Here is a 16592-nt window from a genome sequence, read left to right as displayed (position 1 = left end):
CAGAATTTGTGTCACACGAGGAAGAAGAAAGGTCTGGCGAGGCGCGAAGCCCCGCCAGTAAAAGGATTAGCTATAGAGCAGTTCGTAGATATAAAAATATTCCGCATCCGATAAACGGATGGCGTAGGCGTCTTCGATGGGCAGAAAAGCGGATTTGATGACACTAAACGCACGCGCGTCCAGATTCGGCTGACTTTCCAACGCCATCTGTAACGGTTTTCGGTTAATCACAATACGCTCTACCATACAGCAGCAGTGGATCAGGAAGCGCAGTGTCACCTGGCGGCTTGGTTTCAGGGAAAGCGAAGACGTCAGATGGTTAAAAACGCCCTCCATCTCTTTCAGAATACGCTGCGGGTTAAGCACGGAAATATGGTTGATGATACTCTCCATCGTTAGCGCGCTGATAAAGCGCATGGCGCTGCGCTCCATCTCCAGACGGCGTTCAGCATTGGACAGATCGGGCGTTAACAGGCTCAACACCAGTTCCGGCCCTTGTTCGGAGAAAAGCTCTTCCAGCGAAATAAACGGAATATCCGGCAGCCCCGGCTGGAAAGTGCCGACAATCCCCGCCAGCCGCTCGCTGGCATTCAATGCCTGCTGAACGCGCTCCAGACTTCGTACCTCGTTATAATCAAGGATCACCATCCTGGTGTCCTGCGACATCAGTTCGCCAAAGCTCTCCTCCAGCACCTTTTTGATTTTTTCCGCCGTTCCCATGCCAGTAATACAGGAGATGACCAGCACTTTGCCGCCGTTCTCCTGCTGCGGCGTACAAAGCTGGCAGGGGATATTTTTACTCTGCAGGAGCGCCGTCAACTGTGGTAAGTCGCTGGTTTCATAGCTTAAATCCAGCCCGACTTCCAGTAGACTGGTCAGCGTGATGTTCGGCATGAGCAAAACATCTATCTGGAATAATTTACTGATGGTGCTGCCGAAATGGATCAATGAACCGATGTCCACCAACAGGATAAGCCGCCGATATTGGCGGGTTTGAATCATTTGGGTCAGCGTTTCCAGCGTGTCATGCACCGACTGTTCAAACGGCATGTCGATGGCGCTGAACAACTCGCGCTCCAGCACGCGGTTGACATATTGCGCCTGACTGGTGGCGGTGGTCGCGCCGTGGGCGATCAAAATGACCCCGCAGTCGGGGCTGGCATCGATGCGCTGACGATAATGGCGGCACTCTTTCAGGAACAGGCATAGCCAGACCACTTCCGTCGCCGGACACTGAATATGCAGCAGTTCGTTGATTTTCCGACACAGCAGCGTGGCGTTGTCATATTCGTCTTTGCAGCGATCCAGGATCAAACTGGAAGAGTAAAGCTGCGGGATCAGGCCGCGCTGCACGTAGCCTATCAGCGCCAGGAAGTGTTTACGCAGTGGGTTAACCAGATTTTCCGGCAGCGAAAAGCCCAACACCTGCTCTACGCAGCCAATCAGCAGCGTCACGCGCTCTTCAATCTGGTCGCCATAGCGCGGCGGATGCGCCACGCTGTCGCGGCTGTAGAGACCGTATTCAAAAATCGAGCTGAGTTTATTTTTCAGGATCGCCAGCGTCTCCGCCGGGGGGACGTTACTGTTGCGCAAATTAACATATTCGCGCGTCAGGAAGCTGTAAAAGAGGTCGCTCTCTTCAATTTCCGCCCCGGTCGCCAGCGACGTCTTCAATGCGGGCAGCGTGCGCGCGTCTATATTTAGCCGCGCTTTACCGTCAAACAGAGTATCCACCAATAGACGCTGTTCCGGCGTCGGGTTAACCGACATCTCCGCCAGCCGTTTATCCAGCTGTAGCGTGTCGTTATGCTCGGTCATTCCCGATGCCCACGCCTGAGCGCAAAGAAACTGAATATCGCTTTTTAGCTGACCGATATTGCCTTCCAGGGGTTTATTCAGCAACCAGAGCAACAACGGTTTATCAATGCTGACTGTGCGTTCTATTTTGCGGCTTTCCCGCTGTAAGAACCCCACGATCAGTTCGATCTGTTCTTCAACGGAGCGCTGGCGAATGCCCGGCAAATCAATGCATACCTGAATACGCCGCTGGAAAGTACGTAACAGCGCCGACCCGACCGGCTCGGTAGTGGCGCAAATCAGGCGTACCGAAATTGATCGCGGCTGGCTGCTCACGCCGAGCGGACGGTACTCGCCTTTATCCAGAATAGAGAACAGCTTTTCCTGCCCTTCATAAGACAGACGGTGCACCTCGTCCAGCAGCAGATAACCACCGTCCGCCTGCTCCACAAGGCCTGTTTTATGTTCATTCGCACCGGTAAACGCCCCCTGCCGATGACCAAACAGATGCGAGGAGAGCAGTTCCGGGTTATGGGCGTATTCCGCGCAGTTAAAGTAGACCAGCGGCGGGATAGCGCCGCTCGCCTGTTCACAGGCGAAACGGTGCATCAGTTCCGCAAAAAAGGTTTTACCGACGCCGGACGGCCCAGTAAGCAGAACGTGTAAACCGTGCGGATAGAGCACTGCCGCACGGCCTTTTTCTACCGCATCGCGCAGGCTGCGATCGTAACCAATCAGGCTGGTAAACGGATCGTCGGGCGCGTAATGCTCTTCATGCGGTAGCACATCCGCCACCGTTCGCACCTCGCGTTCAGACTCTTCCAGCTGTCGTCCCAGCAACGTTTCCAGCGCCTGGCGATGCAGAAAATAGACCGGGCGGCCACGGCTTTTGATTGCCAGGCCGTCATTCCATAACTGATTGAGATCTTTGCTGACGGAGTTACGCGCCAGCCCAAGATTGAAACCTATCGCCTCCGCCGTAAACGCCGTCTCCTGCGCCAAATCGGCAAGACATAGCCCGCGCGTCAGCCGTTCCAGCTCTCCCAGTACGATCTCAATACGTCTCATTACACTACCGCTTACGAAATAAAAGAGTAGTCAGAACATACACTATTCTGCCACGCAAGAAAGTGAAGGCGCAGCGAGAAACCGCCTTCCCACTTTTGCCTGACTTCAACGCCAACGGGTAGCACGCCCCGATGAGTGAACGTCGCGCGGTCTACACTTACTCTTGAAAAAGTGCAAACCGATAAGGATACCGTTTATGAAACGAAAAACGCTTCTGCTTATTGCCGCGCTTGTCGTGCTACCTGGCGTCACGTATGCCGACTCTCCGTTTAGCTCACTCCAGTCGGCGCATGAAAAAACCACGATTTTAAAGGATTTGCGCAAAATGTGTACGCCCAAAGGCGCGCTAACCGATGAAGCCTGGGAGAAAAAAATCATGGCGAGCGAGGGGAACCAGCAGCATATTCGGGAGGCGATGATCGCGATAGAGCGCAACAATCAGCATAACTACTGGCAGGCTCTCGGTAAGGTGGAATGCCCGGAGATGTAGCACACCTTTTCCGTTTTTTGGTCGCGAAAATGCGGACTGTAACCGGTTTCTATTCGCTAAAACCGCGTATTCTGGAGCGAATTTACGCGATCAAGGAGTACGACAATGCGATACCGTTTTCCCGATAACTTCTGGTGGGGCAGCGCCTGCTCAGCGTTGCAAACCGAAGGGGATAGTCTGAATGGCGGTAAAAGCCAGACCACGTGGGATGTGTGGTTCGAGCGCCAGCCGGGTCGTTTTCATCAGGGCATCGGTCCAGCGGAAACCTCAACGTTCTATCGCCACTGGAAGCAAGACATCGCGCTACTGAAACAGTTAAAACATAACAGTTTTCGCACCTCACTAAGCTGGGCGCGGCTCATTCCAGACGGCGTAGGCGAGGTGAATCCACAAGCGGTGAGCTTCTACAATCACGTCATCGACGAGCTACTGGCGCAGGGCATCAAGCCGTTTATTACGCTGTTCCATTTTGATATGCCGATGGTCATGCAGGAGAAAGGCGGCTGGGAAAATCGCGACGTCGTAGAGGCGTTTGGTCGGTACGCGCAAACGTGTTTTACCTTGTTTGGCGACCGCGTGAAGCACTGGTTTACCTTTAACGAGCCGATTGTGCCGGTGGAAGGCGGCTATTTGTACGACTTCCACTATCCCAATGTGGTGGATTTTAAACGTGCGGCCACCGTGGCGTACCATACCGTGCTGGCGCACTCGACCGCCGTGCGCGCCTGGCGCGCCGGGCGCTACGACGGTGAAATCGGCGTAGTGCTGAATCTGACGCCGTCCTACCCACGCTCGCAGCATCCCGCCGATGTGCAAGCCGCGCATCATGCGGATCTGTTATTCAACCGCAGTTTTCTTGACCCGGTATTAAAGGGAGAATACCCGGCGGACTTGGTGGCGCTGCTGAAAACCTATGACCAGTTGCCTGCCTGTCAGCCAGGCGACCGTCAGCTTATTGCCGACGGCAAAATCGATTTACTGGGGATTAACTATTATCAGCCGCGCCGCGTGAAATGCCGTGATACGGCGGTGAATCCGCAAGCGCCGTTTATGCCGGAGTGGTTATTTGACTATTACGACATGCCGGGGCGCAAGATGAACCCTTACCGCGGCTGGGAAATTTACGCGCCAGGAATTTACGACATCATCACCAACCTGCGGGATAATTACGGCAATCCGCGCTGTTTTATCTCCGAAAACGGGATGGGCGTTGAGAACGAGCAGCGTTTTGTGCAAGCGGGACAAATTCACGATGATTACCGGATTGACTTTATCTCTGAGCATCTTAAATGGCTGCATAAAGGCATTAGCGAGGGCTGTCACTGTCTTGGCTACCACATGTGGACCTTTATCGATAACTGGTCATGGCTGAACGGCTATAAAAATCGCTATGGTTTTGTACAACTGGATTTAGCCACCCAAACGCGCACGGTGAAAAAAAGCGGAGAATGGTTTGCCGCCACCGCAGAGCATAACGGTTTTGATTAAGCATTTATTATTGCCGGATAACGACTAACGTCGTATCCGGCCTACAAATGGCAGCAATATCAACTCATTGGCGTAATACGGACTTTCGCCGCCACGACTAACGCCGTCAACAGCATCAGACCGCCGGAAAGCGCCAGCGGCGAAAGCAGCCCGAAATTGTCGAGCGCATAACCGCCCACTGCCGCGCCACAGGTATTTGCCAGTTGAATCACCGCGACCTGGATGGAACCGGCTTTTTCCGCCTGATCGGCAAGGGAACGAGTGATCCACGTTGACCATCCCACCGGCACCAGCGCAAACGCCAGTCCCCAGATAATCGCTATTGCCGCCGCCACGGTTTTGTCGCTTCCCCACACAATGAGCGTCAGCGCGCTCAGCGCCAGTAGCAGCGGCGCACCGGCCAGCGCCAGTTTTACCGAACGTTTCAGGACATAAGATGAGAAAGAAGTGCCAACGAAGCTGGCAATACCAAAACTGAGCAACACCAGCGTCAGACCATCAACGTCAAAGCCCGCCAGATTCATATAGACCGGGCGAATATAGGTAAAGAAAGCGAACTGCCCGGCAAAAGACATAAAGATGGCGATCATCCCGGCCATCACGCCAGGGCGTTGCAACAGGCTAAACATATTCTGTTTCTGGTGAGAAGGTTCGCCCGGCAGCGACGGCAGTGATTTCACCACCCAGATGACGCACAGTACGCCCATCACCGCAGCGGCGTTAAAGACATTACGCCAGCCAATAATACCGCCCAAAAAACTGCCCAGCGGCGCGGCGATCACTAACGCGATGGAAACCGCGCCAAAAATCACCGACAGCGCTTTCGGCACGGTACGCGCGGGAACCAGTCGCATGGTCAGCGACGCCAACATCGCCCAGAATCCGCCCAGCGCCAACCCAAGACAGGCGCGGCCCAGCAACAGCAGCGTAAAGCTGCTGGCAAAGGAGACCATCAGACAAGAAGCCGTCAGCAAAACGGCGAACAGAATAACGATATAACGCCTGTCGGTCGCATGAATAATCTGGGTAATGAACAGGCTGGAAAACATCGCGACAAACGCCGTAACGGTGACCGACTGACCGGCGACGCCCTCGGAGATCCCCAGATCCTGCGCCATCGGCGTCAACAGACTAACGGGCAAAAACTCAACGGTAATCAGGCAGGCGACACAAAACGCCACGGCAAAAACGGCTGACCAGTTAGGCCTGGCAACCCCATCAGCGCGGAATTTTTCTGCGATATTTTCATTCATTGTGGTCACCTGCGTCGTTTTAGTGCGGAAAATCCACGCAGTGTAACATTACAAAATGTGATCTGATTAACGTTTTAGCAACTGACATTGTTGCGCTGCATTTTGCGAGGCTGGTCGAGCGTTGAGAATTATCTTCTCTCGCTGCGTGTAAAACCAAAAGGTAAGACATAGTGTATCACCTGGTGCTATACTTTAGATTACAGGATGTCAACCTGATGCGAATCTTCAAAACCAGGTGGTTTAACAGAGAAGCGAAGTCCCACACGATAAAAGACGACGAGTTAAGCGAGGCCATCAACGCCGTACTGCAAGGAAAAGCAGATAATCTCGGCGGCGGAGTTTATAAAAAACGTCTCAATCAAAACCGCGATCGCGCAATCGTGTTGGCAAAGGGAGGCGAACATTGGTTTTACACCTTCCTGTATGCCAAACAGGATATGGCCAACATTAGCTATCGCGAACTCGCGGGTTTCCGTGAGTTAGCAAAACACTATGCTTGCCTGACCGAAGATCAGATAACGGCACTCATTAATAACAAAGAACTGGTAGAGGTGCGCCATGTCAGCAAAAACTAAATTCAAAAGCCCTGCCTTTGAAGCGATTCATAGCGCGGCATCTGGATTATTTAGCGTGGAAGCCATTCCCCAAGAGACAATGCGTAGTTTTGACACGGCCTGCTTAAGCAGCATCAAAGACCTGCAGCCACTTGAAATAAAAGCGTTACGAGAAGAACTCAACGTTAGCCAGTCGGTTTTCGCTCGGTACCTGAATACCAGCGTATCAACGGTTCAAAAGTGGGAAAGCGGCGCCAAGCGTCCCAGCGGGATGTCACTGAAACTACTTAATGTTGTCCAAAAACACGGGCTAAAGGTGCTGGTATGAGGGTTTTACCGATGGTCTGTTAAGGCTATTCATACGATAATGAGTGCAGGAAGCCTCTACAACTTCCTGCGCCGTTTGACGGGAATTGCACTATACTGACTCACCAAAGCCATCAGCAAATGCAGATTTTAATTCATCCATAAAAGCCAGTTCATCCTGTCCATCACAAATTAAATCAATCATTGTGTTTCCCTTTACGCCAGCCCCCAAAATACTCATCATTCCTTTAATGGGAATTTCTTTGTCATTATTAACTAGCGTTAATGAAGACTGGTATTTTTTGACAATTTTCGCAAGTGTCGCGGCTGGCCGCGCATGAAGCCCCGTACTGTTCATAACGCGTACTGTTTGTCTAATCATATATTTTCCTTAAGAGACTTTGCGGAATGCTGAGTGATGTTTATTCATCATCTTAATTTTAGAATAAACATCATCCTCAACTGCCTGTTTTGCGTTCGCCATGACGCGTGCCAGATTAGCCTCGTTGTTATTATTTACCCAAGCCTTACCGACAGTAGTAATAAAGGCTTTGCGCAAATCACTCGCAATATTCACTTTGGCTACTTTGTAATTAACAAAGCTGCGAAGAATATCCGCGTCAATACCAGAACCTCCATGAATAACCAAAGGTACCGGACTGACAGACGCGATGCGTTGTAATAGCGGGATATCAATGCGTGGGATATCTTCAAGACCATGTACATTACCAATTGACACTGCCAGCATGTCGCACCCTGTCTCCTCAACAAAGCGCTGAACCTTCTCAGGTTCAGTTTTGCAGTCAGCCTCGCTGACATGATCATCTTCCTTACCCAGAATAGCGCCTAATTCCGCTTCGACGGGAACACCAAATGATTTACAGAAATCGACAGCTTCTCGGGTAAATGCAATATTTTCTTCGAACGGTAGCGCCGCGCCATCAATCATTACTGAGGTAAATCCGGCCCGGACAGCCTGCTTAACATCTTCCAGAGTTTTCCCATGATCCAGATGCAGGCTGACAGGAATATCCATTTTGTCGGCATGCCGCTTAACTATTTCATAAATGTAATCGTAACCTGAAAGCTGTGCATTAGTAGGAGCAATTTGAACAAAATTGGGCAATCCGGAACGTTCTATTGCATTAAGAATGGAAATTGTTGTCTCCAGGTTCGTTGTATTAAATGCACCCGCAAGGACATGTTTTTCCTGAATAAAATTGAGCAGGATCCTACCATTGACTAAAGGCATATTAACTCCAGATATTTATGTGAGCAGTGTAAGTAAATTATCGAACTAATGAGTTATCACAGTTATTCACCAATAAGCGCCCCTTCTTGCCGCAGTTTAAATTGGTAAAATGACAGCCATTGCTGCTGATATATTTTCAACTTTGCAGAACGAACCGCGTCAGGAAAATATCGCTCAGCCACAGGAACAGTCGGGGGGACAACATTCGGACAGGCTATCAACAATGCTCCAAGGGAGACGGTTTCATCAAAAGCAATGGCCTCAATTGGACACTGGAGGATGTCAGCCTTCAACTGGAGCCAGTATGGGTTTTTCACCGCAGGGCCAATGACTTTTACTGTCCTGCCCGCCGGGATATTAAAGCACCCGTGACAGTGTGCAAACTCCATCGCCAGGCCAATAAAGACACTCTCAAGCAGAGACTCCGGAGGAAGTGAATCCGTCAGACCAAAAAGCAGGCCACGAGTGTGCCGATTTTTATTTGGCGAACCCGAGCCCCGCAAATGAGGAATAAATACCGGCACATGCTCGACAGACCAGGAAGGTTTGAGGTATTGCTCCATGGCTTTTTCCAGGCCTGTGCTTATTTCCTTATCAGTTAAACGAAAGGTTTTTTTCACCCATTCAAGCGCATAACCGCCGACAGGCAGAGAAGCGAAAAGCGTGAAAAATTCACCATCGGAGTAACAACCATTTGCCAGCTTATCCCTGCGAGCCTGCACATCAAGCGTTGGCTGTGTATTCAGCAGTAAAATACCCTCTGTCGTGCCGGTAGAATTCAGCACATCGCCCGGTTGCATCTGTAATGCGCGGGCACCGACCATATGATCGTGTCCGGCCAGGGTAACTTTTACCTCATGTGGTAATCCCAACTCCTGCCTGAGCGTTGCCGTCACCCATCCAGCCACTTCACCCGGCTTTATCAACGGAGCCAGTACACCGAACGGTATGCCGAGAATCCCGGCAGCATTACGAGACCAGGTACGGCGAGCAATGTCCAGACACAACGTTCTACTGGCCAGGGATATTTCCGTCTTTTTCGCACCTGTCATTCGCCACAACAACACTTCTGGTGCATGTAACCAGCAGATATCTTTTCTTTCATGCAAGGAGTAGTTATCAAGCAACCATCTCATTTTAAATGCTGAGTAATTACTGTGAGGTGGCAATCCCGTTATAGAATACAGTTCTTCAGCCTCTGCCTTGCTTAATGACAAGAGATAAGATTCACCACGTCGATCATACCAGGCCAGCATCGGGGTAAGAATGACGCCCTCCTTATCCACAAAGACGCCAGACTCACCGAAACTCGCAATACTGATATTTTTTACCGGAAACGGTACTGAAGCCACCAGTTCAGCCATTACCAGTCGCAGTGCCTGCCACAGCGCTTCGATATCGAAATCTACCTCGCCTTTGTCCGACGATATTGTTGGCGTCGGAAACTTGCGGACCTCCAGAACTGACGCGTCATGACAGGAATAACAGCTGACTTTGCAGTTAGTTGTGCCAATGTCAATGACAAGCGCTGCGTGGTAATCAGGCATAGACCGTTCCTTTTGTCAGGCGAAAAACACCATAAATAATCAGCGCAAGCACAGGAATCAGCCCGATAGCAATAATATTTCCGTTGAATATTTCAAGCAGCCAGAAACGGAAGGGATTACCGCCATCAAGGAAGCTTGATACCTGACCACTTGACCCCTCAGCCATTTTGAAATTGACATCCTTAGCCATACCGGTAATAAATGGCGCAATTTTGGTCGCAATCCACAAGTCGGCGACAATAACAGGAATTGCGGTTATCACAGCCCGGAAAATATTGCCACGACATGCCAGTACAATCATGGAAGCCATGACTGCCAGGTTCGCAAGGTCTCCCAGTGGCAGGACTTTATTGCCAGGAAGAAGGAATGCAATAAAGACAGAGATGGGTGTCAGAATCAGTGCTGTAGATATAATGGCTGGGTTACCTACTGCTACCGCGATATCCAGTCCGATAAAGAGATCATCACGGCCAGGATATTTGGCATTCAAATATTTCTTAATGGCTTCAGACAGAGGTAATAAACCTTCCATCAAAATTCGTACCATACGCGGAAGAATGAACATGACACCGCCAATGCTGATCCCCAGCAACAGGATATGTTTAAAGTCATACCCGGCAATGATGCCCAACAAGACCCCCAGAATAGTACCCACCATCATAGGCTCGCCGAAGATTCCCATTTTTTTCTGAACGTTTTCCGGATCAATATGAATACGGTTAACGCCCGGGATCTTGTCGATAATTTTATCGAACAGCAATCCAATCGGAAAGAAGACAACAGATGACAGGGTCGGAAGTGAAATACCTTCCAGACCAAAGTACTTTGCCACTAATGGCGCAGACCAGTCCGCCAGTTTGAGAACCACGATCGCGGCAATAGCGGCTGCGGACAGACCCAAAACAAAACTCCCTGTGCTGTAGTAAACCAGCGTTCCAGCCAGGGCAAAGTGCCAGTAGTTCCACATGTCGACATCAACAGTACGTGTCTTATTCAGGGCCAGCATGGCGACATTAATCAGCATCGTCAGCGGGATGACAAAAGGTGCGATTGGCGAGCCCCAGGTAATTGCGGCCAATGGTGGCCAGCCTAAATCGACAACAGGAAGGCTAATACCAGTTCGCTCAACCATTGCCTGTGCAGCCGGGCCTACGTTGCTGGTAAGTATGTCAAAGATGGCATAAATTCCGACAAACCCTATTCCGACAATTAACGATGAGCGAAGTGCTTTAGCGGGTTTTACTTTGAAGAACAATGCCAGGAAAAAAAGGACCAGCGGCAATAAAACCGTTGGGCCAAATCCCAGGACATATTGCACAACGGTATAGAGAGTATGTGCTATATCATTCATATCCGACCTCTTATTCAGATGTGACCAGACCTCGCGTTAGCGCCTGGGTAATTTATCTGTTTTTTATTTATGAAATCAGGCTTGGCCTTTAAGGATTGAAACTATTTTTTCAAGAACTTTATCTTCACCTACTCCGGTAATGATTGGCAGACCACTAACAACCGGAATATCCAGTTCATAAGGAACTTTCGTTGTTGATACAACCAAAGCTGCACCATCGGTATTGTTTGGCAATGAGGCTACATTAGTTTGTGAATAATTAACATCAAGCCCATTGTCTTTACAATATTCCATTACTTTTTCTGCCACAGCCGTGGAAGTAGCAACACCCGTTGCGCAAACAAATAGTATCATTTTACTCATACTTCACCTCTTTCAGATATGCGTGTGTAAATTGACTGATAAATTTCATCATCATTCATGACCAGTAACTGCTGCATAAAATCCTCATCCTGGATCACATCCATAATCCAACCCAGTACGTTGAGCTGCTTATTGCTTTCACCTAAAGCAAGCATAAAAACCACCCTGACAGGTATGGGATCTGGTTCCCCGCCCATATCTTCGAAATTGATGGGTTCTGCCAGTATTCCAACGCTAATGGCGTTTTGGCGAACATACTTGTGATCAGTATGTGGAATAGCGACGCCTACAGGCTCAACCGGTAGACCCGTTGGAAAATTCTGTTCTCGCATAATGACGTGATCGGCAAAATCAGATACAACCATACCATCGTTAATTAACGGGCTGGCAAGAGCCTTGATTATGTCATTCTGACTCACCTCTTTAGGGAGGTGGCGAACATAATGACGGCGAAAATGAATATCCTGCATAGATTCCTCTTTGCTAGTTAGGCATCCAGGCGCTGTAAAATAGTGCCAAGATAATATTTATTACCTTTTAACCAGACGTTACCAAAATCAATGGCCAATCCTCTAGAGAAAAATACCAACTGTTCCAAATGCAAAACAGGTGCGTCTTCACCAATATCAAGATAATGGCCTCGCTCATTACCAATTAATTTGGCTGCGTAACGGCTTTCAGAAAAACTTATTTTCTTATCAGATAATCTTTCTATTGCTGAAAATAAATTCTCCCTGGTAAAATCTACATCAATAATACCGGGGCAGAGATCAATGTTGATACGATTTTCAATCAACATGACTTTTTCATCGCCAATACAACGAAGGCGTTTAAGAAATAAAACATCTTGTCCCGGTTTGATACTCAGTTTCTCTGCTACAAAGCGGTTAGCGGGTTCCAGTCGGGAGGTTATGACGCTGGTTGTGAAGTTTATCTTCTGGCTGGCTAAGGCTTCAGCAAAGGAGAGCAAACCTTCACCCAGTGGGTAAGCAACATTTTCCTTCTTTACGAAAGTTCCTTTACCCTGCACTTGCACAAGAACACCTTCGCGGACAAGTTGGTCAACCGCTTTTTTAACGGTACCGCGACTCACCTCCAGCATATCCATGATTTGAAACTCTGAAGGTATCCGGTCATCCTCAACTAATTCTCCGCTATAAATACTTTCCCTTATCCACTCCACAACCTGTTGATACAGTGGGATGTGTGAACTTTTACTCAATGTTTTCATGGTGCGCGCCTAAACATTTAGAGTTGTCTATAGACAATCATGTACAACTTCGAGTTTATGATAAGAAATTTTGAGACAGGAGGTATGGCAAGGAGTCACAGTTTTAGTGTTCAAAACAAGATCACATTTCCGTGATATATGTCACGGAAATGATGAGCTATAAGTCTCTGACGTTTTGGCGTCGTTAGCGGTTATTCGGTGCGTTACTTCTGTGGTTAACCCTTAGCAAATACGATGGCAGCTACGCTTTATTTGGCTAACGATGAATCGCGTCTCCAGGCCGGATAAGCGCAGCGCCATCCGGCCGTTAATCGTGGCTCGCCGCCCTTGCCAGCCTCATTCATCTCGTCTTTTGTTAACGAGATAGTGAAGAGTATCAATGCAGCCAGTGGACACCCTCTTCCGGCTGAAAAAAGGCGTTATAGCGCAGTTGAAACGCGTTGATCTCCTGCATATCGGGTTCCATTTCGCGCAAAAAGCCCAGCGCCAGCCGTACCTGTGTATCGGTGATCGGCGCGGCTAAACGCGCTTTTTGCAGCAACCGATGCCACCGCTGCAAATTCTGATCGCCGCCATCGACAATCACCATTTGCCAGATTAGTAACACCTGAGCGGCATTTTGCAAATGCGACTCATCAGGGCGATGCAGATACTGTAAAAATTCACCGCCTGCCGTTTTACCCATCTGATCAATCATCGATTCTATCGGTACTACATCAATATTCAGACGTTCGCTCAGGCGGCGAATCGCCCGGCGGGTATCCGATGTCAGCACCCGAAAACCCACAATAAACACCACCACAAACGTGGCCAGAATCAACCAAATCATGCGCACATCCGTCACCAAACAGGATGCCCATCATAACGGTAAATTTATAACTGTCGACGTTCTGGCCTGTCAGGATGTGATTTATTAACGCCTGTCTTCATTTACGCCAGACACCGGATGTCCTGTCTGACGAACGCAAGGCATAAAAAAGCCCGGCGTTAAGCCGGGCAAAACGTTACCAAATGCACACATTTAAGCGATATTGACTTGCTGAATTTTTTTCTCACGGCGGATTTTGCGCTCTTCCATCACGGCGACCATCGCCATCAGGCAGATACAGCCGATCGCGGCGGCGTCCAGCGCGGCGAAGGTGCCCGCCCAGCCGGTCAGACCAAAAACGGGGGTGCCGTCGGCAATCATGCCCAGACCCAGCTTGGCAAAGCTATCGCCGATAAGATAAGCGAAGGTTCCCTTGATACCGTCCGCAGCGCCGATGGCTTTTTTCGGTACGAAACCGACTGCCGCCACGCCAATTAATAGCTGCGGCCCAAACACCAGGAAACCGAGCGCGAACAGCGAGGCCAGATAGACATACTGGTTGCTGGCGTGCTGGTAGACGCCGAGGGTGGCGATGATCAACGCCAGCGCCACACAGGCTACCAGCGCGCGACGACCGTTCGCCAGGTCAGAGAGCCAGCCCCACAGCAACGTGCCGACCAGCGCGCCCACTTCAAACAAGGTAAAGCCCTGAATCGCCACCTCTTTAGAAAGTTTCAGTTCCTGGAAGGCGTAGACGGTTGACCACTGGTCGATACCAATACGTACCACATACAGGAAGATATTGGAGAAGCACAGCAGCCAGATCACTTTGTTTTTCAACACATATTCAACAAAGATCTGCCACTTGGTCATTTCGTTTTCTTCAGTCTCTTTATCCTCTTCGCTGATCTCTTCGCCGAACAGTTCTTCAGCTTTACCCAGACCGTAAGATTCCGGGGAGTCGCTGCCAAAACGCAGACCGATAAAGCCAACAATCAGCGCGATAATCGACGGGAAGATAAACATGCCGATGACGTGACCGTCGAACAGGTAGTTAGCGCCGAACAGCGCCACGCCTGCCGCGCCCGCGCCGCCGAGGTTGTGGGAGATATTCCAGAAGCCGAGAAAGGTGCCGCGTTTACGACGCGGAGTCCATTTGGTGATGGTCGAGTAGCTGCACGATCCGCCGGTACTCTGGAAGAAACCGCTCAGGGCATAGAAAGCGATCATCAGAAACAGACTGGTTGACCCCGCGCCCATGCTGGCGCTGAAGCCGAGCATACAGATAGCGGAAAGGATCAACATAAACGGTAGAAACTGCTTGGTATTTTTACCGTCAGCGTAGTAGGAAACCAGCGTTTTCCCCACGCCGTAGGTGATCGAGAAGCCCAGGCCAATCATCCCCAGCTCGGTCATGCTCAACCCGTAGGTAGAGATCATGTCGTTCTGCGCGATGTTAAAGTTTTTGCGGATCAGGTACATGGTCAGGTAGCCGATAAAAACCACCAGATAGGACTGCATGAACGGCTTGAACCACATTTTACGCCGCACATCGAGCGGCAGATCCAGGGTCGGCTTGCGCACCTGGTTTAAGAAGGCCAGCATGGATTACTCCTGAGCTAATTTTTATACCTGCGAATGGCAGGCATTGTAAAAATCCACAGGAAAAGAGGCCTGCGACAGCGTCCAGGCAAAACCGGGAAAATTTCTTAGTTTTGCCCCATTCAGCGCAAAAAGGTGAGGTGCATCACTCTTCGCTGGTCTCGCGCGGGGCCTGAGCGTTCAGAAATGGCAGCAGCAATAGCGCAGAGATCCCCGCCGCGATGGCGATGACCGCAAAAAAACCGGTCCAGTGCCAGATCTTCAGCACTTTCGCTAACGGCCAGCCGGAAAGCGACGTGCCGAGATAGGCGAACAGGCCGACAAAGCCGGTGGCCGCGCCCGCCGCCTCTTTATGCGAGCACTCCGCCGCCGCCATGCCAATGAGCATCTGCGGGCCGAAGACAAAGAAACCGGTGGTGAAGAAACAGGCCGCCTGCATGACGTAGCTGGCGAATGGCATCAGCCACAGCGAACCCACAGAGAGCAGAATCCCGGCAGCGAAGATTAAATTCATCGGTCCGCGGTTACCGTTGAAGAGTTTGTCCGAGCCCCAGCCCGCCACCAGCGCGCCGATAAATCCCCCCAGCTCAAACATCGATACTGCCGTGTTGGCCGTGACCAAATCCACGCCCAGCGTCTCGGACATATACAGGTTGCCCCAGTCGTTGATCGCCGCGCGCACCACGTACACTAAGACATAACACAACGAAAGCAGCCAGATATAGGGATTCAACAGCACATATTTAGCGAGGATTTCTTTGCGGCTTAGTCCCGCGCCCTCTTGCTGTTGGGCGACCTCCAGCGCATCGTGCCGCCAGTCGCCTACCGGCGGTAAACCAATCGCCTGCGGACGGTCGCGCAGCCGCCAGCAGAGGACCATGCCCACCCCGATGGCAAGCAATCCGGCCACCATCATCCCGACGCGCCAGCCATAATGCAGGGCGACAGCAGCCATAACGAGAGGGATCAGCGCCCCGCCGACATTATGCGCGGTGTTCCATAACGCCCACCAGCCGCCGCGCTCGGTACGCGAGTACCAGGCGGTCAGCAAACGGGCGCAAACCGGCGATCCAAACCCCTGGAAAAAGGCGTTCAACGCCCATAGCAGAGCAAAGGCCCACAGCGAGGTCGAGAAGCCGAACAGAATATTCACTACGCCGGTCGCAATCAGCCCGATGCCCATAAAATAGCGAGCGTTAGAGCGATCGCTAACGATGCCGGAGACAAATTTCGACACCCCGTAGGTGATGTAAAACAGCGTCGCCAGCAGGCCTATATCGCTGCGACTCAGAATGCCGCTGGCAAGGATTTCCGGCGCGGCGGCGTTAAAGCTTTTACGGGTGAAATAGAACAGCGCGTAACCCAACCAAATGGTGATCAGGATGTGCCGCCGCCAGTAGCGATAGCGGACGTCAACCTCGTGCTTATCGGTGATGAGCGGCGCGTTGGCCGGGGCTTTTAAAAACGAAAGCATTATCCTTC

The 16592-nt window shown here is 50.7% G+C and carries 16 protein-coding genes; 4 read left to right on the top strand and 12 right to left on the bottom strand.

Translation table 11 applies throughout. The features are described 5' to 3' along the window. Positions 1 to 66: 66 nt before the first annotated feature. Complete coding sequence (dagR, locus tag ACFK9X_RS00345; RefSeq protein ID WP_079820759.1) at positions 67 to 2865, bottom strand: transcriptional regulator DagR; 2799 nt, start codon at positions 2863 to 2865, stop codon at positions 67 to 69. Positions 2866 to 3061: 196 nt separating this feature from the next. Between dagR and ACFK9X_RS00340 the strand changes: the two genes are divergently transcribed. Both ACFK9X_RS00340 and ACFK9X_RS00335 read left to right on the top strand, forming a co-directional pair. Beyond that, on the top strand, positions 3062 to 3355 hold the full coding sequence (locus ACFK9X_RS00340; RefSeq protein WP_151115187.1) for a YicS family protein: 294 nt from the start codon (positions 3062 to 3064) through the stop codon (positions 3353 to 3355). A 105-nt stretch (positions 3356 to 3460) separates the two neighbouring features. Next, the gene (locus ACFK9X_RS00335) at positions 3461 to 4843 is read left to right on the top strand and encodes a glycoside hydrolase family 1 protein (protein ID WP_151115185.1); all 1383 of its coding nucleotides are present in this window, start codon (positions 3461 to 3463) and stop codon (positions 4841 to 4843) included. A 59-nt stretch (positions 4844 to 4902) separates the two neighbouring features. Here the strand turns inward: ACFK9X_RS00335 and nepI are convergent, their stop codons facing one another. Next, on the bottom strand, positions 4903 to 6096 hold the full coding sequence (gene nepI, locus ACFK9X_RS00330) for a purine ribonucleoside efflux pump NepI (protein WP_151115183.1): 1194 nt from the start codon (positions 6094 to 6096) through the stop codon (positions 4903 to 4905). Between the two features lie 215 nt (positions 6097 to 6311). Between nepI and ACFK9X_RS00325 the strand changes: the two genes are divergently transcribed. Both ACFK9X_RS00325 and ACFK9X_RS00320 read left to right on the top strand, forming a co-directional pair. Further along, a complete protein-coding gene (locus tag ACFK9X_RS00325) occupies positions 6312 to 6671 on the top strand; it encodes a type II toxin-antitoxin system RelE/ParE family toxin (RefSeq protein ID WP_001217953.1) in 360 nt (119 codons plus the stop codon). Beyond that, positions 6655 to 6978, top strand: coding sequence for a DNA-binding transcriptional regulator (locus tag ACFK9X_RS00320; RefSeq protein ID WP_023234027.1), 324 nt, complete (start codon positions 6655 to 6657; stop codon positions 6976 to 6978). Before ACFK9X_RS00325 ends, ACFK9X_RS00320 begins: the two co-directional genes overlap by 17 nt. Positions 6979 to 7068: 90 nt before the next feature. Here ACFK9X_RS00320 and ACFK9X_RS00315 read toward each other — a convergent pair whose 3' ends face one another. The 10 genes from ACFK9X_RS00315 to ACFK9X_RS00270 all read right to left on the bottom strand — a co-directional run bounded on the left by ACFK9X_RS00315 (position 7069) and on the right by ACFK9X_RS00270 (position 16584). Beyond that, positions 7069 to 7338: an HPr family phosphocarrier protein gene (locus ACFK9X_RS00315; RefSeq protein WP_000621109.1), complete on the bottom strand. Its 270-nt coding sequence runs from the start codon at positions 7336 to 7338 to the stop codon at positions 7069 to 7071. Between the two features lie 9 nt (positions 7339 to 7347). Continuing rightward, positions 7348 to 8208, bottom strand: a complete 861-nt coding sequence (locus ACFK9X_RS00310) for a class II aldolase (RefSeq protein WP_151115181.1) — start codon at positions 8206 to 8208, stop codon at positions 7348 to 7350. A 62-nt stretch (positions 8209 to 8270) separates the two neighbouring features. After that, positions 8271 to 9755 (bottom strand): L-fuculokinase, encoded by a 1485-nt coding sequence (locus ACFK9X_RS00305; RefSeq protein WP_151115179.1) that lies wholly within the window; start codon positions 9753 to 9755, stop codon positions 8271 to 8273. Continuing rightward, the gene (locus tag ACFK9X_RS00300) at positions 9748 to 11106 is read right to left on the bottom strand and encodes a PTS galactitol transporter subunit IIC (RefSeq protein WP_000997824.1); all 1359 of its coding nucleotides are present in this window, start codon (positions 11104 to 11106) and stop codon (positions 9748 to 9750) included. The genes ACFK9X_RS00305 and ACFK9X_RS00300 overlap by 8 nt, the downstream gene beginning before the upstream one ends. A 75-nt stretch (positions 11107 to 11181) precedes the next feature. Then, a complete protein-coding gene (locus ACFK9X_RS00295) occupies positions 11182 to 11469 on the bottom strand; it encodes a PTS sugar transporter subunit IIB (protein ID WP_000041396.1) in 288 nt (95 codons plus the stop codon). Further along, a complete protein-coding gene (locus tag ACFK9X_RS00290) occupies positions 11466 to 11939 on the bottom strand; it encodes a PTS sugar transporter subunit IIA (RefSeq protein ID WP_151115177.1) in 474 nt (157 codons plus the stop codon). Before ACFK9X_RS00290 ends, ACFK9X_RS00295 begins: the two co-directional genes overlap by 4 nt. A gap of 17 nt (positions 11940 to 11956) precedes the next feature. Beyond that, entirely contained in the window at positions 11957 to 12700 is a 744-nt protein-coding gene (locus ACFK9X_RS00285; RefSeq protein WP_000854956.1) for a GntR family transcriptional regulator, read from the bottom strand. 376 nt (positions 12701 to 13076) lie between these two features. Next, positions 13077 to 13529, bottom strand: coding sequence for a DUF1198 domain-containing protein (locus ACFK9X_RS00280; RefSeq protein WP_001519640.1), 453 nt, complete (start codon positions 13527 to 13529; stop codon positions 13077 to 13079). 192 nt (positions 13530 to 13721) lie between these two features. After that, complete coding sequence (gene uhpT, locus ACFK9X_RS00275) at positions 13722 to 15113, bottom strand: hexose-6-phosphate:phosphate antiporter (RefSeq protein ID WP_000879181.1); 1392 nt, start codon at positions 15111 to 15113, stop codon at positions 13722 to 13724. 142 nt (positions 15114 to 15255) lie between these two features. Then, positions 15256 to 16584 (bottom strand): MFS transporter, encoded by a 1329-nt coding sequence (locus ACFK9X_RS00270; protein WP_151115175.1) that lies wholly within the window; start codon positions 16582 to 16584, stop codon positions 15256 to 15258. Between the last annotated feature and the right edge of the window lie 8 nt (positions 16585 to 16592).

It is taken from the genome of Salmonella sp. WC3 (genome assembly GCF_042932255.1).
GTDB lineage: Bacteria > Pseudomonadota > Gammaproteobacteria > Enterobacterales > Enterobacteriaceae > Salmonella > Salmonella enterica.
The sequence above is the reverse complement of the archived record's forward strand: the minus strand, read 5'-3'. Positions and strand labels throughout refer to the sequence as shown.

What these genes read in the sequence shown, in the direction of transcription:
- dagR (WP_079820759.1), bottom strand. Translation starts at nt 2,865, where the DNA reads ATGAGACGTATTGAGATCGTACTGGGAGAGCTGGAACGGCTGACGCGC.
- ACFK9X_RS00340 (WP_151115187.1), top strand. Translation starts at nt 3,062, where the DNA reads ATGAAACGAAAAACGCTTCTGCTTATTGCCGCGCTTGTCGTGCTACCT.
- ACFK9X_RS00335 (WP_151115185.1), top strand. Translation starts at nt 3,461, where the DNA reads ATGCGATACCGTTTTCCCGATAACTTCTGGTGGGGCAGCGCCTGCTCA.
- nepI (WP_151115183.1), bottom strand. Translation starts at nt 6,096, where the DNA reads ATGAATGAAAATATCGCAGAAAAATTCCGCGCTGATGGGGTTGCCAGG.
- ACFK9X_RS00325 (WP_001217953.1), top strand. Translation starts at nt 6,312, where the DNA reads ATGCGAATCTTCAAAACCAGGTGGTTTAACAGAGAAGCGAAGTCCCAC.
- ACFK9X_RS00320 (WP_023234027.1), top strand. Translation starts at nt 6,655, where the DNA reads ATGTCAGCAAAAACTAAATTCAAAAGCCCTGCCTTTGAAGCGATTCAT.
- ACFK9X_RS00315 (WP_000621109.1), bottom strand. Translation starts at nt 7,338, where the DNA reads ATGATTAGACAAACAGTACGCGTTATGAACAGTACGGGGCTTCATGCG.
- ACFK9X_RS00310 (WP_151115181.1), bottom strand. Translation starts at nt 8,208, where the DNA reads ATGCCTTTAGTCAATGGTAGGATCCTGCTCAATTTTATTCAGGAAAAA.
- ACFK9X_RS00305 (WP_151115179.1), bottom strand. Translation starts at nt 9,755, where the DNA reads ATGCCTGATTACCACGCAGCGCTTGTCATTGACATTGGCACAACTAAC.
- ACFK9X_RS00300 (WP_000997824.1), bottom strand. Translation starts at nt 11,106, where the DNA reads ATGAATGATATAGCACATACTCTCTATACCGTTGTGCAATATGTCCTG.
- ACFK9X_RS00295 (WP_000041396.1), bottom strand. Translation starts at nt 11,469, where the DNA reads ATGAGTAAAATGATACTATTTGTTTGCGCAACGGGTGTTGCTACTTCC.
- ACFK9X_RS00290 (WP_151115177.1), bottom strand. Translation starts at nt 11,939, where the DNA reads ATGCAGGATATTCATTTTCGCCGTCATTATGTTCGCCACCTCCCTAAA.
- ACFK9X_RS00285 (WP_000854956.1), bottom strand. Translation starts at nt 12,700, where the DNA reads ATGAAAACATTGAGTAAAAGTTCACACATCCCACTGTATCAACAGGTT.
- ACFK9X_RS00280 (WP_001519640.1), bottom strand. Translation starts at nt 13,529, where the DNA reads ATGATTTGGTTGATTCTGGCCACGTTTGTGGTGGTGTTTATTGTGGGT.
- uhpT (WP_000879181.1), bottom strand. Translation starts at nt 15,113, where the DNA reads ATGCTGGCCTTCTTAAACCAGGTGCGCAAGCCGACCCTGGATCTGCCG.
- ACFK9X_RS00270 (WP_151115175.1), bottom strand. Translation starts at nt 16,584, where the DNA reads ATGCTTTCGTTTTTAAAAGCCCCGGCCAACGCGCCGCTCATCACCGAT.